This is a genomic window from Bradyrhizobium sp., assembly GCF_035273305.1.
Lineage (GTDB): Bacteria > Pseudomonadota > Alphaproteobacteria > Rhizobiales > Xanthobacteraceae > Bradyrhizobium.
Genome location: NZ_DATEPI010000001.1, coordinates 1 through 21,040 on the forward strand (window position 1 = coordinate 1; position 21,040 = coordinate 21,040).

Below are 21,040 nucleotides of genomic sequence, written 5' to 3' on the forward strand. Positions count from 1 at the left end.
GATCGCGGTTTATCTTAAGGACCTGCCTCCGGGCGTGCCGGAGCCGGACGTCGCGCCGCCGCCGCAGTCGGCCATGAACGCCGGACAGGCGATCTACGCGCACGCCTGCGTGTCGTGCCATGAAGCGGATGGCGGCGGCGCGCCGCGCATCTATCCGCCGCTGCCGGGCAATGCCAATCTGCAATCCACCGACCCTGCCAGCACGCTGCGGATCATCCTGGAAGGCGTGCAGAGCGTGACCACGCCGCGCGCCCCGAACCCCGGATCGATGCCGGCCTATGCCAAACAACTCTCCGACCAGGAGATTGCCGACGTCGCCAATTACATCCGCAATTCTTGGGGCAATGCCGCCCCTCTGGTGACGCCTGAACAGGTCAAGAAAGCGCGAGGATCGTAGGTGGGAACCCGGTTCCCGCGCCGAGTTCCCGCCGCAGTAGGGAAAGAATGCTTCGACTAATGGACCTCGATCGGCCGCCGAGGGTTGTCTCGGTTTGATGGAGGAACCGATCATGGCCTACAGTCCGAACGATCCCTACCGTTCTCCTGACGATCCGTATCGCTTCACTTCCGCTGATGACGATCTTCGCCGCGCGAATCGTCTCGAACGCGAAGCGCAGATGGACCCCGATCTGGCCGAGGGACCGCCCAGCGGCGGCAAAATCGCGGCGTTCGCGATTGCGATCGCCGTTGTACTTGGCGCGGTGTTTTACGGCCTGAACAACACCACCGTGAATCACGCGGGCACGTCTTCGACGGCGCAGAACACGCAGTCCACATCACCACCCGCGGCACCTCCGGGAATGCGTAACGTGACCCCGGGCCCCAACACCGATAAGGGCGTGACCACCGGTGCTGCGCCGGCGCAACCGCAGACGGCGCCCTCTCCGGCTCCAAACCCCGCGGCACCGCCGAGCAAGTAGTAAGCTATCGCTTGGCAACGCGCAGCGTCAGTAAATCACCTGCAGCGGGCAGCCATCGCCCGCTGCAGGCGTGTCAGACTGACATCTTCTCAGCCGAACATTTTATGTAACTCGTCGCGAGGGTGGCCGGCGCCAAGTTCGGTGAACGTACCGTTCTCTGAAATCTCGCTCGCGGCGCGCATAAACCCTGCCCACGCGACCCGCGCTAGCGCTCCGCCGACGCTGATGCGGCGAACGCCCAGTTCGGCGATTTCCGCAACCGACAGACCAGGCCAACCCTGCAAATGGTTGACGGGTTTCGGATGCACCGCCTTTACGATAGCCGATATCTGCTCCTTTGAGCGAATGCCCGGTGCGTATAGGCAATCCGCGCCCGCTTCCGCATAGGCTTGCAACCTGCCGATCACCATTTCCAGATCGTTCTGCCCGACCAGAAAGCCTTCACAGCGGCCGGTCAACAGCACGCCGCTGTTGTCAGCATCAATGGCGGCGCGCGCGGCCCTGATGCGCTCGATCGCGAGGTCGCGCTCGTACAGCGGCTTAGCGGCATCGCCCGTGGAATCCTCAATCGACAGCCCGGCAACGCCGGTCCTGACCCCGCGCGCCACGTTCGCTGCGACCTTGTCCGGTTCGTGCGCAAATCCGCCTTCGAAATCGGCATTGACGGGAAGATCGACTGCGCCGCATAGCGCTGTCAGATGCTGGCAGACGTCGTCGAGCGTCACCCGATTGTCGGGCTTGCCGATCGACCAAGCAAAGCCCGCGCTGGTGGAGGCGAGCGCCTTGAACCCCAGGTGCTGCAGCGCCCGAGCGCTCCCAATGTCCCAAGGATTCGGCAGCACGAAGCAGCCGGCTGCATGCATTTTGCGAAATGCGGCGCGCTTGTCCGCTGTCGTTACCGGCATTCATGCCTCCCCTGCCTTGGGCTCTCTTGGTCGGACGATATCGATCAACCGCGCAGCACGCTAGCGCCGCACGGCGGCTGCGGTTCAACCAACGACGCCTCTTGCACAGAGGCGAACGAGTGGCGGCGCCGCGTTCCGATTATCGCTTCGAAGAGTTCAGAGCAACGGCGCCGCGTATCAGCGTCTTGAACGCATTCGCATCTATTTCATCGCCCTCATGCAAATCGATTGCGCGCCTGACGTTACCTTCGAGGCTGGAGTTGAACAGACCTGAAGGGTCTTTGAGTGAAGCGCCCTTGGCGAAAGTCAGCTTGACCACGCTCTTGTACGTCTCGCCGGTGCAGATCAGCCCGTCGTGAGACCAAACCGGAACACCTCGCCACTTCCACTCCTCCACCACCTCGGGGTCAGCCTGTTTGATGAGAGCGCGGACACGGGCAAGCATCTTGCCCCTCCAGTCGTCCAGTTCCTTGATTCTTGCGTCGATCAGCCGAGAAGGCGATTCCCCCTTTTTTGCTACGGCCTTCTTCATATGGTCTGCACCTCGCTCGCTACGCGTGAATTGCCCCGGCGGAGTCAGTCACCCCGCGCCAACACTTTCTCCAGCGACGCAAAGAACCGCTGCCAGCCGACCTTGGCCCCCTGATAAGCCTGCTGCTGGTCCGGCCGGAAGCCGATCTGTTCCATGCGCAAGTGCGTCCCCGTTTTCGTGGGGGTGAGCGTCCAATTGACCACACTCTCGAGGCCGTAGGCCGCCCAGGTGTAAGACAGCGTCTTGCTCGGCTCCACTGCCGTCACTTGGCAGTCAACAGCACCCCAGTCCCCGCGAAAACTGAAACGGTGGTCCAAGACAGGCTTGAAGTCATTCTTCATCAGCCACTCCTCGATCAGGTGGGGTTGAGTGAGCGCGCGCCAGATCTTTTCGGGCGGATGCGGTATCTCACGTTCGACCACTACTGAGAGCGTTTGGGTTGCTGTATGGGTCATTGGTCCATCCTCTTGAGCAAATCTTCGAGTTGGTCGAATCGGCTTTGCCAGAACCCGGTCATTTGGCTTGTCCAGTCGATCAGCGGGGCGAGCGCGCCGAGCTGCGCGCTGTAATGGGTCTGGCGCCCCTCATGGCGGTCGCGCACCAGCCCCGCTCGCTTGAGGAGCCCAAGATGCTTCGAGACGGCCGGTTGGGAAACGCCTGCACGAGCCGTTAGCGCCCCGACCGTCTGCTCTCCATCGCGGCACAGTCGTTCGAAAATAGCGCGACGGGTCGGGTCACCGAGGGTTCTGAACAGCACGTCATGAGAGTTCCGCATTTGCAATCGATAACCCAGTAGTTATTGATCTGACGTATAAACGCCGGGATATGTATGCGTCAAGCCGGAACGTGATCTGCCATGCGCACGGGTTGCGAAGATGACCCAGGATCATGTTTTCGCATCGTGCAAGGCGAGGCTGTCCTTGGGCACCTGCGCGCGTTCGTTCATGCCGTAGTCCCGGATCACGCCCGCAATGCGTATCCGGTAATTTTCGAAGATGGTCGCGCGACCCTTGCTCTGGCTTCTGCGATGCTGGGGTGTGTTGCGCCATTTTTCGACCGCGGCCTCATCGCGGAAAAATGACAGGGACAGGATTTTGCCTTTTTCAGTCAGGCTTTCGAACCGCTCGATCGAAACGAAACCGTCAATCTTCTCAAGAATCGGCCTGAGTTCGGCCGCCAGATCAAGATACTGCTGCTTATGTTCCGGTTTGGGCCAGACTTCGAAAATCACCGCGATCATTCATGTCTCCTGTTTGTCCTCGAGGCCTACTATGTCACCTTTCGCAAGAAGCTTCGCTCCTCCGCCAGGAGCATCTTGTTTTCCTCGGCGTAGCCGAAATTTGCGATGCCTTCCGGATCGGCGCGGAGCCGTGCGCGGTAATTTTCATAGGCCGCGAGATTATCGAAGGAAATCAGCGCAAATGCGATGTTGTTGGTGCCTTCATGCGGCATCCAGTAGCCGATGAGATCACCACCGCATTTTGGAATAATCGTGTTCCAACGTTTGGCGTATTGCTCGAACATCTCGCGCTTGAACGGATCGAGCTGGTAGCGGATGAAGACGGTGATGGCCAAGGGAACCTCCGACTGTTGTATCGAGTTCACGATAGCGCCTTGATCGGCATCGATGGTTCGGCTAGTATCGAACCATGAAAGCAGGCCCCGACATTGCGATGATTGCGTCCCTGGTTGGCGATCCGGCGCGCGCCAACATGCTGACCGCGCTCATGACCGGCCGCGCCCTGACCGCGAGCGAACTGGCGCACGAGGCCGGCGTGACACGGCAGACCGCGAGTTCGCATCTTTCCAAGCTGGAAACCGGCGGACTGATCGAACCTGAAAAGCAGGGGCGGCATCGCTACTATCGCCTCAGCGATCCCGATGTCGCCGGCGTTCTGGAGGGACTGGCCGGGCTTGCCGCGCGAGCGGGTCACATGCGCGTGCGCACCGGCCCCAAGGATCCTGCGTTGCGACGCGCGCGAATTTGCTACGACCATCTCGCCGGAGACCTCGGCGTGCAGATGCTCGACAGCATGAGGACGCAACGCCTGGTCCGCCAGAAGAAGCAGGAGATCCAGCTCACGAGCGAAGGCGAGCGTTTTCTGGCGAGCGCCCTGCAGATCTCGCCTGAAGCATTGGCCCATCCGCGCCGACCCGTATGCAAAGCCTGTCTGGATTGGAGCGAGCGACGGCATCATCTCGCCGGAACCCTGGGCGCGGCGATCATGACGCGGTTCACCGAACTGAAATGGGCCGCGCGCGACAGTGCGCCGGGAAGCCGCGTCGTGAACTTCACCCGCAATGGCGAGAGGCGCTTCGCAGAACTATTCGGCCACGCCGAAGAGCGCCGCTAATTCCTCTCTTTCTTGCTTGATTGCTGCTCGAGATTTGTCGGTGTTGGCATTCATGAGGTGTTCACGCGCCCATGGTTAGCCTCGCGACAGTTCGATGGTTTAGATGGCCGGTGCGTCGGACTATAACAGTGTTCTGGAAGCCGCATCGCGGTCCAACAAAGGGGAGAAGACATGAAATACGTTTTCGCAGCAGCTTTGGTTGCAAGCACGGTGGCAGGCTTCAGCGCCGCAAATGCCGCCGGCGGCTGCGGCCCCGGTTTCCACCGCGGCCCCTATGGTGGATGCCGTCCAAATCGTGGCGTCGTCGTGGTCGCACCCCGCGTGATGGAGCGTCCTGGGGTCGTCGTGATGCCTCGCGGCCGAATCTGCCCGCGCGGCTTTAGCTGGCGCTATGGACGCTGCCGCCCGTTCTAACGTCAACAAGAAATCATTCCCAAGATGCAAAACCCCGCTGGTGCGGGGTTTTGTTTTGACCGGCGACTTCCGGTTTACTAGTAGCGGCGATGCCAACGGCGCCAGTGCCGGCGACGCCAACCCCAATGGCGGTGACGCCATCCCCAGTGACGATGACGCCAGCCCCAATGACGTCCATGCCAGCGCACCTGTTCGGGCTTGAGGTGCTCGACCTCTGCCTGCGATGTGACGGCGGAGTGAACATCGCGATCGGCCGGCGGCAGATTCTCGGGTTTCACCATCGGCTGCGGCGAAATCGGGGCGGCCCGCGCGGTGGCGGCCAGCGCAGTCGCCCCGGCGGTGAATCCGAGCGCGAGTTTCAAAAAGTGACGGCGTTCCATGACATCTCCCTGTTCGGATCAAGTGATGTGATGCGCCGAAATTTTGGCTGTGCCGACATGAATGGCCGCTGAACCGGCAGCCGGTGGAGTGAAGAAGGAGCGGCAATATTCTCGCACACACCTTTCCGATCTGAATAGCTGACCACCACTCGAGGTCATCCCTGCGGAGGCCCCCGCCCGCGTCGCCGGCCTAGATGGCACTTGGTCGCGACATTACAGGTGTCTGCCCAGCTCGCGCGGCAGCGCTCGTGCTGGTTTCGAGGAATTTGACTAGGTCGTCGTTGGCGAACAGGATCAGTTCGCCTTCGGGCTTACGGGCTTGATGAAGGCCGAACAGAACAAAAACAATCAACTGACTCTAATTGGAGGAAGACGGCCATGGTACGTAGAGTTGGAGTGCTCGCGCTCGGAATGATTGTTGGAACTGCCTGCGCGCCCTGGGCCACTGCGCAAAATGCCGATGTAAATTCACCTGAACTTATCCTGACGAACGGAAAAGTTCTTACGATGGACGGTCGCTCAACAGTGGCCGAAGCGCTGGCGGTCCGTAACGGCAAGATTCTGCTTGTCGGCAACAATGCGACTATAAAGCAATCGGCGGGGCCTCAAACGAGAGTTATCGACCTCGGAGGCCGGTCCGTCGTTCCCGGACTGATCGACACACACGCGCATTTCAAAGCTGCGGGGCTCGCGGAATACGTCGTCAACATGAGCCGGGCGAGAAGCGTGGCGGAAGCGCTCGATGCGATCAAGGCATTTGCGGCAAAGAAAAAACCAGGCGAATGGATCACCAGCAGCGCGTGGCACCCCCCATCCCAGTTGGACGAAAAGCGCTATCTGACGCGGCAAGAGATCGACAGCGTCGCGCCTAATAATCCGGTTTATCTCCGCACCGTCGGTCACTTTTCGATGGCTAATACACTAGCTCTGCAGAAGGCCGGCATCGATAAAACCACCTCCAATCCGAGCGGTGGTTCATTCGAGAAAGATGCCTCGGGAGAACTCACGGGCGTGCTCGTCGAGACCGCAATCGACCGCGTTGAAAAAGCCGTGCCCCCCTTTACGGAAGAGGATGAAATTCGTCAGTTCAAAATAGCCGAAGGCGTACTGAACAGCTATGGCATCACAAGCGCCGTTGAGGGGGCAACCGAAGCGCGCGACATACGCACCCTCCAGAAGATCGTACGTTCAGGTGACGCGTCCCTGCGGGTGGGTGTCATGTTTCGTCCCGAGCCGCCGGCTGATATGTCGGTCTGGGAGACGATGATCAGCGGCAATGGGGCTTCGTCCGGTTTTGGCGACGATTGGCTCAGGTTTGCGGGAATCAAAATCTTTTACGATGGCGGCATGACCTTGAAGACCGCCCTGATGCGCGAGGCATATCCGGATTCTCATGATGACTATCACGGTATCGCCCAACAGACGCCTGAGCGGCTGAAACAGCTGGTCTCGATTTGCAACCGATTCGATTGGCGCGTTGGCGTTCATGTGGTTGGAGACCTGGGTATCGATCAGGTGCTGGACGCCTTTGAAGCTGCCGACAAAGAGAAATCGATTCGAGATCGCCGCTTTGTACTTATTCATGCAAGCTTAATCAGGCCCGAGCAAATGGAGCGCGCCCGGCGCCTTGGCGTCCGGATCGATTTCCAAAACGTGTTCATGTGGGACAAGGCGGCCACCGTCGAGCGCTTTCTAGGAAAGGCGACCGCCAACCGCGCATTGCCTACCAAAACGTTGATCGAACAGATGGGAATGGACAACCTCGGCGCCGGAACGGATTTCCCGGTCAACCCGATCAATCCCTTCCTCAACATGTTCATCATGGTTACGAGGAAAGATCCGAACGGGAACGTTTATGGTGGCTCGGAGGCGATCAGCCGCGAGCAGGCACTCCGTCTCTATACAAGTTCAGCCTCTCGATACATGTTCGACGAAGCGCGGAAGGGCAGCCTCGAACCCGGCAAGCTGGCCGATTTGGCTGTGCTTTCCGCGGACTTCATGACCGTACCAGACGATCAGATCAAGGAGATCAAAACCGACATCACCATGGTGGGCGGCAAAGTCGTCTTTCAGCGTTGAACGATTAACAGTGCACCTAACGTCTGCTCTCGCAAGCAAAGCGGAAGCCGCCCGGTCGGGAAGCGACTTCCAGCAGTGACGAACGCGGACGTGAGCGCTAGCGCGATACCGCATCGGTATGATCGAATAATGAGGCGATAGACGTCGAAGAGGAGTCTTCAATTGGACAAGCTCAGCTTTCAGAATCCGCTTTTTACCACTTACGTGATTGCAGCTTCGGTAATGATTCTGAAAGCCGTCACGATGTCATGGCTGACGGTCGTACGGATGATGCAGGTAAGAGGCGGATTTCGTTCGCCAGAAGACATCAAGAAGACGGTGCTCAACCCAAATCCAAGTGCTGAACAATTGGCTCCCAACGAATATGTGGATCGCATCAGGCGAATTCAGCTGAATGACCTTGAAAATTTGCCGTTCTTCCTCGTCTCAGGATTTCTCTTCATTCTGACAGAGCCATCCTTGATGCTCGCTCAATGGCTGCTGTATGGCTATGTCATTTCGCGGCTCTTGCATTTTGCAGCCTATTTCACGGCGAGGACTCACGACACACGCGCAACGCTCTGGACTGTGGGTTCTCTGATTCTGATCTTTATGTGCTGCTGGACGCTTCTCGTTGCGTTGTGGCAGTGATTAGCGCTGGTCAATTTTTTGCAGGACGCCCCGCTTTGCCATGTCCGAGTCTGGCACGAAGCCGACATCCCAAGCGAGCCGGCGGGTATCCGCTCTTGGAGGGTAGTGCAGACATCGTCAGGATGCGCTGAGACGTCGGCGAATGACCCAACTCCGAAATGGCCTTGACCTGCTCGCAAGTCGGATTTGTGCCGTTTGCTGCACGCGAAGTGCTATCCTATGCCATTGCACAAGGCACGGACTTTGATGTTCAGGGCGAGCTAAATGAAGCGGCGCGACCTCATCAGCTTGATTGGCGGCGCAGCGGTGCCATGGCCGTTCACCGCGCGTGCGCAGCGAACCCGAAAGGTATCACGGATCGGTTACCTTGGCACTTCCTCCTCCAGCTTGGAGCGGCGTGTCCTAGACGCGTTCCGGCAAAAGCTTCGCGAACTGGGCCACGTTGAGGGCGAGAACATCACGATCGACTACCGGTGGGCCGAAGGACAAGATGATGAACTCCCGCAGTTGGCGATCGAACTGGTCCGGCTAAAACCCGACGTCATCGTGACAACGGGCACGCCCGGTACTCTTGCCGCCAAGCAGGCGACGGACACGATCCCTGTCGTCTTTTCGTCGAGTGGCAGTCCGATTAACGCCGGGCTCGTGGCCAGTTACGCCCGGCCAGGCGGGAACGTCACGGGGTTCACTTTCACGGGGCCGGAGTTGGAAGGGAAGCGCCTGCAGATTTTGAAGGACGTGGTTCCCGGGCTCTCGCGCGTTGCCGTACTCTGGAACGCGGCCAGCATGGGCGTGGAATTTTATCGACAAACCGAGGCCGCCGCCGCCGCACTGAGCGTGACACTACAGCCCGTGGTACAGGCTAGCCGAATGGATGATTTCGAGCGAGCCTTTGACACGATTGGCCGGGCGCGGCCCGACGCGCTCATCGTGTTGGCGGATCGCTTCTTACTTTCATACAGAAACAAGATCACCGCCTTCGCGGCAAACGGACGGCTGCCAGCGATGTACCCCTACAGGGAGTATGTCGAGGCTGGGGGACTCTCGTCGTATGCGCCTAGCAGCATCGACCGGTTTCGCAGCACTGCCATCTACGTGGATAAGATTTTGAGCGGTGCGAAGCCAGCCGACCTCCCCGTCGAGCAGCCGACCAAGTTCGAGTTCGTGCTGAATCTCAAGACTGCGAACGCACTGGGCCTCGTTGTTCGGCCAGCAATGCTCGCTCAAGCCGACGAGGTGATCGAGTGAGTTGATGCCGCCCAGTGCTTCGGAGGCCATTCAGCCGCATTGCGGGGTTGCTTTTACAGAGCCCCTGTATGGAGTTGGCCCTTAACGGACTTCCCGACCGCCTCGCCGAATGTCCGCTATCCGCGGCAAAGCGGAAGTGGCGTGGGCGCGGGGCAATGTCGCCCAATGACCCCAAGCCGATATGATATGGAACGGGCTCGCGGCTGAATTACTGCCGCCAAGGCGCTGAGCCGAATCGTTCCACGAGGAAATCGAGAAAAACGCTGATCTTGGGGAGGCGCTGGCGTCCCGGCGCATAGACCGCGGACAAAGGAACCAGCTCGCGTTGGTGAACGTCCGTCAGCAACGGGACCAGCCGTCTGCAGCGGATTGCGTCCCCCACGATGACATCGGCAAGCCGCACGATCCCGACGCCGTCGAGCGCCAGTTGCAGCGCCGCCTCACCATTGTCGCTCGAGACCCGCGGCAGAATATTCAGAGCCTCGGTGCCATTGCGCGTATGAAACGGCCAGGGGGTGGACGGAACCGCAAGAATGCAGTCGTGCTTGGCGAGATCTGTCGCATTGCGAGGCACCCCACGTCTCTCAAGGTAAGATGGCGCGGCGCAGATAATCCGCTCGAACTCGGCAAATTTCTGCCCACGCAACGACAGTTCGTTGATCTGACCGGCACGGATCGCGATGTCGGCATGCTCGGTGATCAAGTCCATGGCGCGGTCGGCAAACGACAGTTCGACCTCGATCTCGGAATAGCGCTGCAGAAAGTGCGGCAGCGCCGGAACGAGCTGGCGCATGCCGAATGCATTGCTGGTATTGATCCTGAGTCGGCCGCGGGGAGCGGCGCCTAATTTCCTCACTTCCACCTCGGTCTCATCGATATCGGCCAGGATCGAGCGCGCGCGGGCGAAATAAACCTCACCTTCCGAGGTCAGCGTCAGCCGTCGTGTCGTGCGGTGAAGAAGGCGCACGCCGAGACGATCTTCGAGCTTGCTCACCAGCCGGGAAACTGCCGAGGGTGTTAGCCCGAGTGATGCCGCAGCGGCCGAAAAGCTTTGCTGCTCGACCACGCGGACGAAAGCCCGCATGTTTCCGGGGGCATCCATTCGTTCTAAAAACTCATCAATGTTGTTCCGAGATCGTGGATTATCCCGCTCCTGTCACTGAAATACAATGCCCGACCGACACAGCGGCCGGGTAGCGCAGGCGGCCAGGAGCACCCATGGTTGAACCGGACAGGACCTTGATCGCAGGAGGCGGAATTGCCGGGCTCACGTTAGCGACGGCTTTGCACGCGCAGGGCTTCCAGGTTGATCTAATAGAACGCAATTCGATCTGGCAGGCGCTCGGCGCTGGAATGGCCATTCAGCCGAACGCGATGCGCGCCTTGCGGGCACTCCACCTAGACTGCGCCGTTGCGGATCGCGGAATTGCGCTGCATCAATGGGCTTTCTGCGATCGACAAGGTGAACTCCTGTGCGAGATCGATCTCCAGGATTTCTGGAACGGCGTCGGGCCGTTCATCGGAATCGAACGCGCCAAGCTGCAACAAGCCTTATTGACTGGCGTGACCGCACTGCCGTGCCGCCTGGGCATCTCTGTCACCGCGTTGCTGCAAGATCATGATGGTGTTTCGATCTGCTTCAGCGACGGATCCAGCGGCCGGTACGATCTTGTGGTCGGTGCCGATGGCATATCCTCCGGCATTCGTGAACTAGCTTTCGGGGCGAATCCGCCCGTCGGCGCCGGTCATATTGCTTGGCGCAGCGTTGTACCGATGCGGCCGACCAAGCTCTCTGATTTGCGGTTCTTCTTCGGAGACCGGTGCTTCTTCGGCCTCTGTCCGGTTGGCGGTGGCCACACTTACGGATTTGGCCATGTTGCCGAGCCGCGTTTCCACGATGACGTGCGCGGCCGGCTGGCACGCCTGCGGCGTCGCTTTGACGGGTTTGCCGAGCCTGTTCAGGAATTTCTCGCCGCATTGGAGTGTGATGAGCAAGTCCACTGCTCTACGGTCGAGTGGGTGAACCAAGAAGAGTGGCACCGCGGCCGCGTCGTGCTCATCGGCGACGCCGCTCACGCGAGCTCACCGATGATGGGTCAGGGTGGCGGGATGGCCGTGGAGGACGCTTACGTGTTGACCGAGTGCCTGCGTTCAGCCGAAACGGTGGAACTTGCGCTCGATCGATACGTCTCCAGGCGAAAGCCACGGGTGAGATGGGTGCAGCAGGAAAGCCTTTCGGTGTCGCAGATCATTGGCTTGCCACCCGAGTCTCGGAATGCCGCTCTGCGAACACGCGGAGAAGAAATGTTTAGGCATCGATTCCAGCCGCTGATTGCCGCGCCATAGTGCATTGAAGGCAGCGCCGGTTTGACAACTCGACTACGTCGCTTTTTGGCCCAAAGCGGACCTGCCGGGTGCCCTGGCTGATATCTGCTTTGGGGAGGAAAGCCGACTTACGGCGCTGAAGCGCCTATGCACTGTGCCGACGTTCGTTGCCGTCGGGCCACGCTTCCGGGAAAAGATCATGGCTTGCAGTTTCCATCATTGCGCATTGTTAGGTTGATCCGAAAACTCGCTGCGTGCCGCGGGGACGACGTTCGATCGGCTTAGCCCACCCCGAACTCTTCCGCCAACACCAGAATCTCACGAGTGCGCGTCACTTCCGGCCAGCTACGGTCGAACTCGGCAACTAGCGTCTTCAGCGCCTCGCCATTCGTGGCGCGATCGAGCGCGGCTTGATCGGCGAACTCGTACATTGCCACGTGTAGCGAGGTGTCGGTGGCGCTCCAGAACCGACGGGCTTTCCTGACGCCGAACGCCTTGGCCGCATCGGGCAGATGCTCGCGTCTGTACCACTCGTCGAATGCGTTGCGCTTGGCGGGATCGGGAACGGTGGCGCGCACGACAAAATAAGCTAACGGCATTGGCGTTCTCCCGTACTGTTTCTCCTGCTGGGCTCTCTTCTTTCTCATTTCACGGCAGCTTTGTCATGCCGGATGCGCCATTGGCGCGGTCGTGGAATTCTTCGCTCACACCGCGCTCACTCCGCATCGTTATGGCCAGGCTTGTCCCTCGACTCAAAGGACGTGGATCGCCGGGCCCAAAGCCACTCATAACGGTCCCGGATCTCTCAGGGGCGAGGTGGCTGGTGGCTGGATGCGGCCAGTTCATTCGGCTAGCATGACTGCGCTCTTGTGTATGTGAGGGTTGGAATGGACCGACGTGCTTTTTTGGCATCGGCATTCGCTAGCGCAGCGATGACGCGCTACGCTGGCGCGCAGACGGCGACAAAGGTCTTTGTTATCGGCTGGCTGAGCGCACAAAAGGCGCCGAGCCTCGCTCCTTTTGTCGATGTATTTCGCAACGGCCTTGCCGAGTTCGGTTATCGCGAGCATCGCAATCTGGAGATCGAATATCGCTATGGCGATGATGACCTTTCGCGCGTCGCGCCGCTTGCGGCCGAGTTGGCGCGTCAACCTGTCAATCTTTTGGTTGTACAAGGAGCGGCCGTTCCGCTCGTGTACGAATTGAAGTTGCCCATACCATCAGTTTACGTCTTTAGCGGGGATCCCGTTGTGGCAGGGCTCGCCGAAAGCCTGGCTCGGCCACGTGGTAACATGACTGGCCTCACGTTCATGGCAGCCGAACTGAACGCGAAGCGGCTAGAAATATTGCGGGACATCATTCCAGATTTGCAGCGCGTCACCATGATCGCCAATCCGGAGCATCCCGGCTCTCAGATAGAGCGCACCTATTCCGAGGAGACGGCGCGGAAGCTCGGCCTGCAAACCGAGTTTTACGGCACAGCATCGGAGGAGCAGCTAACAGCCGCCTTTGCCGCGATGGATCGGCAGCCCCCACAAGCGATCTCACTTTTTGCGGACGGCTTTGCCATCCAGTATCGGCAGCGCATCGTCGATTACGGAATGAATCACCGGGCACCCGTGATTTCTGGTTGGCCGGCATTCGCCAGAAGCGGTGCGATATGTAGCTACGGACCCAAGTTGTCGGAGTCGTATCGGCGATTGGCGTACTATGTGGATCGCGTTCTTAAGGGTGCGCAACCTGCCGATCTGCCGATCGAGCGACCAACCAAATTCGAGACTGTCGTCAACATGAAGACGGCCAGGGCGCTTGGCTTGACGGTGCCGAACTCGATCATCGTATCCGCCGACGAGTTGATCGAATAACCTCTCACGCCTGGCACGCAGGCTCGCTCCTCTGGTCAGCGCTCGAAGCTGAAAGCGGCCATGACGCATCCGACCCGCGGTGGCTGTGTCAGCTCAGCCACACACGCTATCCAAATGTGAATATCGGAGCCGGTGCCCTTCGATCGAAGGAAGCGCCGCGAGCGGGAGTCGGTCTTTATCGCGAACGACACATCATCAAGCGTTGCGTCGGTTCGGTCTGAAAAGCAAAGTTTTCGGCTTTGACGCCAGAAACGCCAAAGGACACCAAGGTTCACATGAAAAGAATAATTCTGGCAACCGTTCTCGCAGGTCTCAGCTGCACGGCCGCACTCGCCGCCGATCTCGGCGCGCGGACTTACAGCAAGGCTCCGATAATGGTGCAAGCGGCTTACAATTGGACTGGATTCTACATCGGCGGTGATATCGGCTCGGCGAGCCTATCCCACAGCTTCAATTCGGACTTCACGCAGAATAGCGGCACCCTCGGAAACAATCTTCAGCACGATTCGTTCAGCAGCAGATCATTCATTGGCGGTATTCACGCGGGATACAATTGGCAGTTCGAGCCAAACCTGGTCGCCGGAGTGGAGGGCGATTGGCAGTGGGTGCGCTCCAGCCACTCGTTCTGCCGACAGACCGATACCCTGAGCGTTGCTTGCGTCGATGACGAAACCGATAATCGGGGATTCGGGACAGTCAGCGGCACGCTGAACTCAATTGCCACGGCCCGCGCGCGTCTCGGCTGGACTGTTGATCGTGTGATGTTCTATGGGACTGGCGGCGCCGCGTTCGCCAACGTCAAAAGTTCGTTGGGCTTGAACTGCTTGTCGGACGGCTGCGGTCTCAACGGCGTTAAATTCGAGGCGTTGAGCAACACGTCGACACGCGCCACGGGCTGGGTCGCCGGCGCCGGTATTGAATGGATGATCGCCCATGACTGGATATTGCGGGCGGAGTATCAGCACATCGACTTCAGCGACGTGTCCGCCAGATTTAGCCCCGATTGCGGTGGTTGCGCCCTGACATCGTCGCAGAACTTGCGTCTCGACATCGTGCGCACTGGTCTCAGCTACAAGTTTGGCGGGCCGGTGCTGGCAAAATATTGATTTGCTTCAACCACTGGACTGCGAAGCCCGCCCTCGCGCCGGGCTTTTTATCCGTGTTTGTCATGGCCGGGTTTCGTCCCGGCCATCCACGCCTTAGGCTTCGCGCTTCCGCGCATGACGACGTTGGACGCCCAAGCTGCCAGGTTGGACCCCGAGAACCGGTCTCCTTGTCAGCGTCCAACTCGACTCCTCACAACGGCAGATTGTCGTGCTTCTTCATCGGTGTTTCGACATGCTTGTTCCGAAGCATGGCCAATGCCCGTGCGATTCGTCGCCGCGTCGAGTGCGGCATGATGACATCATCGATGTAGCCGCGCTCGGCAGCGATGAAAGGCGACAGGAAGCGGTCCTCGTATTCCCTGGTGCGCGCGGCGATCGCGTCGGTGTCGCCGATATCGGAGCGGAAGATGATCTCGACCGCTCCCTTGGCGCCCATCACCGCGATCTGCGCCGTCGGCCAGGCGTAATTCATGTCGGCGCCGATTTCCTTTGACGCCATCACGTCGAACGCGCCGCCATAAGCTTTGCGCGTGATCACCGTCACCAGGGGCACCGTGCATTGCGAATAGGCGAACAGGAGTTTGGCGCCGTGCTTGATCAAGCCGCCATATTCCTGGGCGGTGCCCGGCAGGAACCCCGGGACGTCGACAAAGGTGACGATCGGAATGTTGAAGGCATCGCAGAAGCGCACGAAGCGCGCCGCCTTTCGCGAGGCGTCGCTATCGAGCACACCGGCCAACACCATCGGCTGGTTGGCGACGAAGCCGACGGTGCGGCCGGCGATCCGGCCAAAGCCCGTGACGATGTTCTTTGCGAACGCTTCGGAGATCTCGAAAAAATCGCCCTCGTCGACTACCTTGAGGATCAACTCCTTCATGTCATACGGTTTGTTGGGATTGTCGGGGATCAGCGTGTCCAGCGACATCTCGACCCGGCCGATGTCATCGAAACTCGGCCATTCCGGCACGCCATCGGTGTTGTTGGAGGGCAGGAAATCGATCAGCCGGCGCATTTGGAGTAGCGTCTCGACATCGTTTTCGAATGCGCCATCCGCAATCGACGAACGCGTCGCATGGACGGACGCGCCGCCGAGCTCTTCCGCCGTGACCACCTCATTGGTGACGGTCTTCACGACGTCTGGCCCGGTGACGAACATGTAGCTGGTGTTCTTCACCATGAAGATGAAATCGGTCATGGCGGGCGAATATACGTCCCCGCCGGCGCACGGCCCCATGATGACGCTGATTTGCGGGATCACGCCGGAGGCGATGACATTGCGCCGAAACACATAGGAATAGCCGGCCAGCGCCGCGACGCCTTCCTGGATGCGCGCGCCGCCGGCATCATAGAGGCCGATGATCGGCGCCCTCGCCTTCATCGCCATGTCTTGGATTTTGACAATTTTCTGCGCGTGGGTTTCGGACAACGAGCCGCCGAACACGGTAAAGTCCTTGGCGAACACGAACGTCTTGCGCCCGTTGACGGTGCCCCAGCCCGTGACAACACCGTCGCCGGGCACCTTGGTCTTTTCCATCCCGAATTCAGTCGAGCGGTGCTCAACGAACATGTCGAATTCCTCGAACGAGCCCCTGTCGAGCAAAAGCTCGATTCGCTCCCGCGCCGTCAGCTTGCCGCGGGCGTGCTGTGCCTCGATGCGCTTGCGGCCGCCACCAAGACGCGCGCCGGCGCGGCGTTCTTCAAGGGTTTCCAGGATGTCTTTCATCTGTGCCCCGCCCGTATTGGCCTTAGTTGGATGGGTTCTAACACGACCTTTTCCCGGCCGGAAACAGCGCAAAGGCGCGGAGACGATGTCGAGGGGTGGGTCAGCGTTTGAGATCGCCGAGGTGTATGGGGAATAGCGCTGCGCTTCATCCCTCCCCCGGGTGGAGCTTGTGGGGAGGGCGGGCACATCGTGAGCGGAGCGACCATGTGACGGGTGGGGTCTTGACGCTAGGTCGAATTCCACCCGACTGGTCGTCGGCCAGCCACCCCAAGGAGCGAGCTCTGCTCGTCTCGCCCATCAAGGGCACGGATAAAAAAGGCGCGACGCCTTATGTGCGTCTCGAAGGATGGGCAACGGCAACGGAGAACCGCACCGGGCCAAACGCGATCGCTACTTCTCGCCGACCTTGAACGGCGGCTCCTTTCCAGGCGGCACGGTTTCCTCCGACATCGCGAGCATCATCGCCACCATCACATAGTTGCCGGCCACGGCAGTCAGGTCCACGATCTGCTGATCGTTGAACACTTTCTTGGCCCGGGCATAGGTCTCGTCGGACACTTTCTGCGTGGTCGTGAGTTCGGTGACGAAGTCGTACACGACAGCCTCATCTTCGGCCATGTTGGACGGCCGCTTGCCGGCTTTCAGCTCCGCGATGATGTCAGGCGAAAGCCCCGCCTTCGCCGCCAGCGGCGCGTGCGCATACCACTCGACCTGCGAACGCCACTGTCGCCCGATTATCAGGATCGCAAACTCGTTGAGCTTGGTCGGAACGGAAGTTTCCCAGCGCAGGTAATGAAACAAATCGAACAGCCGCTGGCCCAGCACCGGGCTCCGCATCATCGGATTGTAGGGGCCGGCGAGGCCGACGCTGGAGACCTTCATCACCTGCTCGCCAAGCGGCTTCTGCTTTTCGTCAAGCTGGTCCATCGTAAGTTGCGGGAAGCGCGGCTCCTTGCCGGTCGCGGCCGGCGCGAACATGGTCGCGGCGAACCAGCCGCCGGCGGCGGCAACGGCTAGCGACGAAGTCAGGATCGTTGATCTCATGATTTCCTCCCGATGTTTCTTGTGCCGGGAGAAGCTAGTGCAGGCGCTGTCGCGATGCCAGCACGCCGTGAGCAAGCGACAGCCATACCGCACTTATCCCTCCCCTTCTTTATGGCGCTTCTTTATGGGGAGGGTGGCTGGCCGAAGGCCCGTCGGGTGGGGTCGTTTGCATAGCGAAAGCAGCCCCCCACCCGTTACATCGTTCGCTCCGCTCACGATGTGCCCGCCCTCCCCCCGAGTGAGAGGGAGCGAGCTTCGCGCGTCTCGACCCCGTGAGTGGGAGTGGCAAGCCAGAGAGAGCTTCGCGCGTCGCCAATTCAGATCGCGCCGATCTCGCCCAGGCAGAGCTGGGTGATTTTCATGCGCTCGGCGACGAGGCGCGGCTCGGCGCAATCCATATTGAGGGCAAACACCGTATTCGCGCTGCCCTTCTCGGCCCAGCCGACCATCCAACCCAGCGATGGTTCTCCGCGTTCGGCACCCAGCAGTCCGCTCTTGGCGCGGATCTCCGCGTCGCCGACCTTGGTCACAGGCAAGATATCGCGCACCAATTCCTGGCTGCGCTTGGAGACCGGCAATACGCCGCGCCGCAAACGGTCGACGAAATCGACCTGCTGCACCGGATCGATGCGAAGATCGCCGGTGAGCCAGAACTGATCGATGCCGCCGCCGATGTTGCGATTGCCATACTCGAACAGATCGAGATATTTCTGCATCGGCTCCGACCCGATGCGCCTCGCAATCTCCTGATAAACCGGCACGACTGATGCCGCGATGGCGGTGCGCATGGTGTGATCGCGATTCCAGGCCTCGATCGGGCGCTTGATGCCGTCCCACTTGAAAACGTCAGTGTCGGGATCGCCAACCACGCCGGTTTCCAGCGCGATGATCGAATTGGGAATCTTGAACGTCGAGGCCGGCAGCTTTGCCTCTCCCGAACGAACGCTGTCGCTGGCGATGACGAGGTACTCGTCCACCTTGTAGCCGACGAACGTGCCGGCGGTCCCGGCGGCACTAAAGTGCTTCGCAAGGCTCTCGCGAATTTCGCTGCGCTGGGGAGCGACATTGGCAAAGCCGCGCGACGGAAAGAATCCAACTGCGGCAACAACACCGAGCGCCTGACGCCGATTGATCATGATCGATCCGCAAATTTGATTGAGGCGGCGCGAGCATGCGGATGCCATCATGGTGAAAACATGACAGTGACGAACTGCAAGATTGCAGGGGACGCTAACGAATGCGGCCCGAGAGCCGCAGCACGAACACCAGCACTTCCGCGACCGCCTTGTATAACTCGGCGGGAATTTCATCTCCGAGTTCGATCCTGGAGAGCGCGCCGGCCAGAATCTCGTTCTCCTCGATCGGGATGTCGTTTGCCTTGGCGACGTCGATGATCTTTGCGCCGAGCGAGCCCCTGCCCTTGGCGACAACGCGCGGCGCTCCGGTCTTGTCGTAGTGAAGCGCGACCGCGAGCTGATTCCGCGTCTCGGTGCTCATAGCGCCCGGTCCAGAAAATGACCGGCGCGCACCGGTGCCAATTGCGGAGGCGCGCCGTCGCGGATCACGATGTCGCCTGGCTGCAGCTCCGCTTTGCTAAGCGCCTGGGTGAGCTGCGCGGCGCCGGCGCGCAATTGAGTTGCGGTCGCCGGGCGCTCCGCCCACATCCGCACTGATGTGCGCTCGCCGGCAAGCGAGATCAACGCGTGAATCGGACCGGCGGGTTCGATATCGAGCGAGAACCTTGCGCGCCATACCCGCTTTGCCGCTTCGACTTCACTGCCGCCACCTTGCTGCGAGATTTCGAATTGCGCCATCGCGGTTCCCTGCAGCGTCGCAAAGGGAATTTCGAAATGCCAACGCGGCGTCATCGGATCGCTCCGCGCGCCCGTTGTATCGATGCGATCCGGAACGGAGGCCACCTGCAGCAGCGTTTGTCGTGCGATCGCGGCCTCGGTGTCGCCGACCAGCCGATGCGCGGTGATTGCGAGCGATGCGCCCGATGTGATTGATGGCTCGGCGATGGGCTGTGCCGAAGGCAGCGCGCCGCGAAACGGCGGCGGGGGCGTGTTGGTGTGGAACGTGACGTCAGCCGTGTAATTTTGCCGCGAGGCTACCGGCAGGGAGTTGACGCCAACGTCGCTTGGCGGTGGCGAGAACGTCGGCTCCAGCACACCAGGCGCCGCGCCAGATACGAGCGCGCGTGGGCTGCGATCGAGAGGCGTTGCCGAAAGCACGATGCGGGCACTGGCACCCGGCAGCAAAACATCTCGCAAATCGTCATCGTGCACCAGCGTTTGCGGTTGCGCTCGAGCACTCTGCTTTGCTGGATCGATCTCAGGCGATTGCGACGGCACCAACCCTGGCGACTGCGTGGGCACAAGTTCTGGCGGCTGTGGCAGCACAACTACCGGCTTCGGATCTGGCGACTGCGGCGAAACAGCAGCTTGTGTTACGGTGGCATTGACAATGGCCGGGGCGGTCGGCTGCGGCGCCACCTCGATTGGCGTCGCGCCTTCGACTGGTGCCGCGGAACCAAGCGCCGCCAGCGTCTGGCGGAGGACGAGGAGAGCGGCTTTCAGATCGGGGATGCCAGCGCCCGGCGCAACCGATTCCGATGCGAGCGCGGCTTCGAGGAATAAACCGGATTTTTGAAATGCGTTCTTGACCTCGGTGCCGGTCAGTTCCGGATCGAGGCTCGTGCGTTGCGCCAGCACCTGCAAAATGGCCTGCTGCAGTTTTGCGGGGAAATCATTGGAGCCGGCGACGGCTCCTAGATTTGCAAACAGCGGGGCCAGGCTTTGCTGCCGGGTAGCTGCGGTTTCTGCCGCGCTCGATAGCGCAATCCGTTCGGGCGGCGTCAATGCGCTATTCGCGAGCGCCGTAGACGGCAAAGACTTTGCGGATGCATCGACCCTTGCATTCGAAGGGACAGCAATGGCGTCTGCGGGCATGGCGCTCGGCGCGCCCTGCCCGACCACCGCGAGCCGGATGCCTGTTTCCGTTTGCGAAACCGCAAGCTGCAGCGCCTGTCCGACCACGAGCTGGATTTCCGAAAGCACATCCAGCGACACGTTAGCGATGGCGATGCGCACCAGATCGTCGGAGAGAATCTGCAGCACCTGAGCGTCGACGACGCTTCCCGGCTGCAACACCAGATCGGGGGCCGCGCTCTGCGCGGCAATCACCGGAATGATCGGAGAAACGGAAATCGACATGCTACGAACTCGCTTGGCCATGCAAGCTAGCGCAGCGTCGTAAACCTCTCGTTAACCGCCCAGCGTACGCGGATTTTGTCTTGGCTCTCGCGCGGTCCGAAGCGCGAAATGATTCAAGAGCTTGGCACCAGGTTCTCACCTTCCGGCCGAGGTCGATGACGGATTGAGCGCGTTCAAAATTCGCACCGCCGCGCTGAAATCGATCGCGCGGGCCGCCCGCCGTGCGGCAACCTCTTCATCGATGCCCCATTTTTCGCTGTTCCAGTCCTCGTCGACGTGAGCCGCAGCCCAGACCTGATC

The 21,040-nt window shown here is 60.4% G+C and carries 24 protein-coding genes and 1 pseudogene; 10 read left to right on the top strand and 15 right to left on the bottom strand.

Annotated features, from left to right (window positions below; translation table 11 throughout):
- Together VJV58_RS00005 and VJV58_RS00010 are read left to right on the top strand one after the other, a co-directional pair.
- Positions 1–397: cytochrome c (locus VJV58_RS00005; RefSeq protein WP_324135250.1), on the top strand; the 397-nt coding region annotated here is incomplete at its 5' end.
- Between the two features lie 112 nt (positions 398–509).
- Positions 510–920, top strand: coding sequence for a hypothetical protein (locus VJV58_RS00010; protein WP_324135251.1), 411 nt, complete (start codon positions 510–512; stop codon positions 918–920).
- A gap of 89 nt (positions 921–1,009) precedes the next feature.
- Here the strand turns inward: VJV58_RS00010 and VJV58_RS00015 are convergent, their stop codons facing one another.
- The 6 genes from VJV58_RS00015 to VJV58_RS00040 all read right to left on the bottom strand — a co-directional run bounded on the left by VJV58_RS00015 (position 1,010) and on the right by VJV58_RS00040 (position 3,932).
- Positions 1,010–1,825, bottom strand: coding sequence for an isocitrate lyase/phosphoenolpyruvate mutase family protein (locus VJV58_RS00015; protein ID WP_324135252.1), 816 nt, complete (start codon positions 1,823–1,825; stop codon positions 1,010–1,012).
- A gap of 139 nt (positions 1,826–1,964) precedes the next feature.
- Positions 1,965–2,357, bottom strand: coding sequence for a DUF1801 domain-containing protein (locus tag VJV58_RS00020; protein ID WP_324135253.1), 393 nt, complete (start codon positions 2,355–2,357; stop codon positions 1,965–1,967).
- Positions 2,358–2,401: 44 nt separating this feature from the next.
- A complete protein-coding gene (locus tag VJV58_RS00025) occupies positions 2,402–2,812 on the bottom strand; it encodes an SRPBCC domain-containing protein (RefSeq protein WP_324135254.1) in 411 nt (136 codons plus the stop codon).
- Positions 2,809–3,132 carry a metalloregulator ArsR/SmtB family transcription factor gene (locus VJV58_RS00030; RefSeq protein WP_324135255.1) on the bottom strand — a complete coding sequence of 108 codons (324 nt, stop codon included), beginning with the start codon at positions 3,130–3,132 and terminating at the stop codon, positions 2,809–2,811. Before VJV58_RS00030 ends, VJV58_RS00025 begins: the two co-directional genes overlap by 4 nt.
- 111 nt (positions 3,133–3,243) lie before the next feature.
- On the bottom strand, positions 3,244–3,597 hold the full coding sequence (locus tag VJV58_RS00035; protein WP_324135256.1) for an antibiotic biosynthesis monooxygenase: 354 nt from the start codon (positions 3,595–3,597) through the stop codon (positions 3,244–3,246).
- 29 nt (positions 3,598–3,626) lie between these two features.
- Positions 3,627–3,932: an NIPSNAP family protein gene (locus VJV58_RS00040; protein ID WP_324135257.1), complete on the bottom strand. Its 306-nt coding sequence runs from the start codon at positions 3,930–3,932 to the stop codon at positions 3,627–3,629.
- Between the two features lie 74 nt (positions 3,933–4,006).
- Here VJV58_RS00040 and VJV58_RS00045 point away from each other — a divergent pair, with 74 nt between their 5' ends.
- Together VJV58_RS00045 and VJV58_RS00050 are read left to right on the top strand one after the other, a co-directional pair.
- Positions 4,007–4,711, top strand: a complete 705-nt coding sequence (locus VJV58_RS00045; RefSeq protein ID WP_324135258.1) for a winged helix-turn-helix domain-containing protein — start codon at positions 4,007–4,009, stop codon at positions 4,709–4,711.
- A 171-nt stretch (positions 4,712–4,882) separates the two neighbouring features.
- Positions 4,883–5,125 (top strand): GCG_CRPN prefix-to-repeats domain-containing protein, encoded by a 243-nt coding sequence (locus VJV58_RS00050; RefSeq protein ID WP_324135259.1) that lies wholly within the window; start codon positions 4,883–4,885, stop codon positions 5,123–5,125.
- A 77-nt stretch (positions 5,126–5,202) separates the two neighbouring features.
- Here VJV58_RS00050 and VJV58_RS00055 read toward each other — a convergent pair whose 3' ends face one another.
- Positions 5,203–5,505 carry a twin-arginine translocation (Tat) gene (locus tag VJV58_RS00055; RefSeq protein ID WP_324135260.1) on the bottom strand — a complete coding sequence of 101 codons (303 nt, stop codon included), beginning with the start codon at positions 5,503–5,505 and terminating at the stop codon, positions 5,203–5,205.
- 507 nt (positions 5,506–6,012) lie between these two features.
- On the opposite strand from VJV58_RS00055, the gene VJV58_RS00060 reads away from it, so the two are divergent.
- The 3 genes from VJV58_RS00060 (at position 6,013) to VJV58_RS00070 (ending at position 9,462) form a co-directional block, all read left to right on the top strand.
- Positions 6,013–7,584 carry an amidohydrolase gene (locus VJV58_RS00060; protein WP_324135261.1) on the top strand — a complete coding sequence of 524 codons (1,572 nt, stop codon included), beginning with the start codon at positions 6,013–6,015 and terminating at the stop codon, positions 7,582–7,584.
- A gap of 162 nt (positions 7,585–7,746) precedes the next feature.
- On the top strand, positions 7,747–8,214 hold the full coding sequence (locus tag VJV58_RS00065; protein WP_324135262.1) for an MAPEG family protein: 468 nt from the start codon (positions 7,747–7,749) through the stop codon (positions 8,212–8,214).
- A gap of 264 nt (positions 8,215–8,478) precedes the next feature.
- A complete protein-coding gene (locus VJV58_RS00070; protein WP_324135263.1) occupies positions 8,479–9,462 on the top strand; it encodes an ABC transporter substrate-binding protein in 984 nt (327 codons plus the stop codon).
- Positions 9,463–9,670: 208 nt separating this feature from the next.
- On the opposite strand, the gene VJV58_RS00075 is transcribed toward VJV58_RS00070, so the two are convergent.
- Positions 9,671–10,546: a LysR family transcriptional regulator gene (locus VJV58_RS00075; RefSeq protein WP_324135264.1), complete on the bottom strand. Its 876-nt coding sequence runs from the start codon at positions 10,544–10,546 to the stop codon at positions 9,671–9,673.
- A gap of 134 nt (positions 10,547–10,680) precedes the next feature.
- On the opposite strand from VJV58_RS00075, the gene VJV58_RS00080 reads away from it, so the two are divergent.
- The gene (locus VJV58_RS00080) at positions 10,681–11,808 is read left to right on the top strand and encodes an FAD-dependent monooxygenase (RefSeq protein WP_324135265.1); all 1,128 of its coding nucleotides are present in this window, start codon (positions 10,681–10,683) and stop codon (positions 11,806–11,808) included.
- A 260-nt stretch (positions 11,809–12,068) separates the two neighbouring features.
- Here the strand turns inward: VJV58_RS00080 and VJV58_RS00085 are convergent, their stop codons facing one another.
- The gene (locus VJV58_RS00085) at positions 12,069–12,386 is read right to left on the bottom strand and encodes a hypothetical protein (protein WP_324135266.1); all 318 of its coding nucleotides are present in this window, start codon (positions 12,384–12,386) and stop codon (positions 12,069–12,071) included.
- 288 nt (positions 12,387–12,674) lie between these two features.
- Between VJV58_RS00085 and VJV58_RS00090 the strand changes: the two genes are divergently transcribed.
- Entirely contained in the window at positions 12,675–13,652 is a 978-nt protein-coding gene (locus tag VJV58_RS00090) for an ABC transporter substrate-binding protein (protein WP_324135267.1), read from the top strand.
- A gap of 275 nt (positions 13,653–13,927) precedes the next feature.
- On the top strand, positions 13,928–14,758 hold the full coding sequence (locus tag VJV58_RS00095) for an outer membrane protein (RefSeq protein ID WP_324135268.1): 831 nt from the start codon (positions 13,928–13,930) through the stop codon (positions 14,756–14,758).
- 190 nt (positions 14,759–14,948) lie between these two features.
- Here the strand turns inward: VJV58_RS00095 and VJV58_RS00100 are convergent, their stop codons facing one another.
- The 6 genes and pseudogenes from VJV58_RS00100 to VJV58_RS00125 all read right to left on the bottom strand — a co-directional run.
- Entirely contained in the window at positions 14,949–16,481 is a 1,533-nt protein-coding gene (locus tag VJV58_RS00100) for an acyl-CoA carboxylase subunit beta (RefSeq protein ID WP_324135269.1), read from the bottom strand.
- 390 nt (positions 16,482–16,871) lie between these two features.
- The gene (locus VJV58_RS00105) at positions 16,872–17,525 is read right to left on the bottom strand and encodes a carboxymuconolactone decarboxylase family protein (RefSeq protein WP_324135270.1); all 654 of its coding nucleotides are present in this window, start codon (positions 17,523–17,525) and stop codon (positions 16,872–16,874) included.
- Between the two features lie 317 nt (positions 17,526–17,842).
- On the bottom strand, positions 17,843–18,661 hold the full coding sequence (locus tag VJV58_RS00110) for a penicillin-binding transpeptidase domain-containing protein (protein WP_324135271.1): 819 nt from the start codon (positions 18,659–18,661) through the stop codon (positions 17,843–17,845).
- 94 nt (positions 18,662–18,755) lie between these two features.
- The gene (locus tag VJV58_RS00115; RefSeq protein ID WP_324135272.1) at positions 18,756–19,022 is read right to left on the bottom strand and encodes an EscU/YscU/HrcU family type III secretion system export apparatus switch protein; all 267 of its coding nucleotides are present in this window, start codon (positions 19,020–19,022) and stop codon (positions 18,756–18,758) included.
- Positions 19,019–20,740, bottom strand: a complete 1,722-nt coding sequence (locus VJV58_RS00120; RefSeq protein ID WP_324135273.1) for a flagellar hook-length control protein FliK — start codon at positions 20,738–20,740, stop codon at positions 19,019–19,021. Before VJV58_RS00120 ends, VJV58_RS00115 begins: the two co-directional genes overlap by 4 nt.
- 135 nt (positions 20,741–20,875) lie before the next feature.
- Positions 20,876–21,040, bottom strand: a pseudogene (locus tag VJV58_RS00125) (ATPase); the annotation flags it as partial.

Coding starts and splice junctions, on each gene's coding strand:
- VJV58_RS00010 (WP_324135251.1), top strand. CDS start 510: ATGGCCTACAGTCCGAACGATCCCTACCGTTCTCCTGACGATCCGTAT.
- VJV58_RS00015 (WP_324135252.1), bottom strand. CDS start 1,825: ATGCCGGTAACGACAGCGGACAAGCGCGCCGCATTTCGCAAAATGCAT.
- VJV58_RS00020 (WP_324135253.1), bottom strand. CDS start 2,357: ATGAAGAAGGCCGTAGCAAAAAAGGGGGAATCGCCTTCTCGGCTGATC.
- VJV58_RS00025 (WP_324135254.1), bottom strand. CDS start 2,812: ATGACCCATACAGCAACCCAAACGCTCTCAGTAGTGGTCGAACGTGAG.
- VJV58_RS00030 (WP_324135255.1), bottom strand. CDS start 3,132: ATGCGGAACTCTCATGACGTGCTGTTCAGAACCCTCGGTGACCCGACC.
- VJV58_RS00035 (WP_324135256.1), bottom strand. CDS start 3,597: ATGATCGCGGTGATTTTCGAAGTCTGGCCCAAACCGGAACATAAGCAG.
- VJV58_RS00045 (WP_324135258.1), top strand. CDS start 4,007: ATGAAAGCAGGCCCCGACATTGCGATGATTGCGTCCCTGGTTGGCGAT.
- VJV58_RS00050 (WP_324135259.1), top strand. CDS start 4,883: ATGAAATACGTTTTCGCAGCAGCTTTGGTTGCAAGCACGGTGGCAGGC.
- VJV58_RS00055 (WP_324135260.1), bottom strand. CDS start 5,505: ATGGAACGCCGTCACTTTTTGAAACTCGCGCTCGGATTCACCGCCGGG.
- VJV58_RS00060 (WP_324135261.1), top strand. CDS start 6,013: ATGGACGGTCGCTCAACAGTGGCCGAAGCGCTGGCGGTCCGTAACGGC.
- VJV58_RS00070 (WP_324135263.1), top strand. CDS start 8,479: ATGAAGCGGCGCGACCTCATCAGCTTGATTGGCGGCGCAGCGGTGCCA.
- VJV58_RS00075 (WP_324135264.1), bottom strand. CDS start 10,546: ATGCGGGCTTTCGTCCGCGTGGTCGAGCAGCAAAGCTTTTCGGCCGCT.
- VJV58_RS00080 (WP_324135265.1), top strand. CDS start 10,681: ATGGTTGAACCGGACAGGACCTTGATCGCAGGAGGCGGAATTGCCGGG.
- VJV58_RS00085 (WP_324135266.1), bottom strand. CDS start 12,386: ATGCCGTTAGCTTATTTTGTCGTGCGCGCCACCGTTCCCGATCCCGCC.
- VJV58_RS00090 (WP_324135267.1), top strand. CDS start 12,675: ATGGACCGACGTGCTTTTTTGGCATCGGCATTCGCTAGCGCAGCGATG.
- VJV58_RS00095 (WP_324135268.1), top strand. CDS start 13,928: ATGAAAAGAATAATTCTGGCAACCGTTCTCGCAGGTCTCAGCTGCACG.
- VJV58_RS00100 (WP_324135269.1), bottom strand. CDS start 16,481: ATGAAAGACATCCTGGAAACCCTTGAAGAACGCCGCGCCGGCGCGCGT.
- VJV58_RS00105 (WP_324135270.1), bottom strand. CDS start 17,525: ATGAGATCAACGATCCTGACTTCGTCGCTAGCCGTTGCCGCCGCCGGC.
- VJV58_RS00110 (WP_324135271.1), bottom strand. CDS start 18,661: ATGATCAATCGGCGTCAGGCGCTCGGTGTTGTTGCCGCAGTTGGATTC.
- VJV58_RS00115 (WP_324135272.1), bottom strand. CDS start 19,022: ATGAGCACCGAGACGCGGAATCAGCTCGCGGTCGCGCTTCACTACGAC.
- VJV58_RS00120 (WP_324135273.1), bottom strand. CDS start 20,740: ATGTCGATTTCCGTTTCTCCGATCATTCCGGTGATTGCCGCGCAGAGC.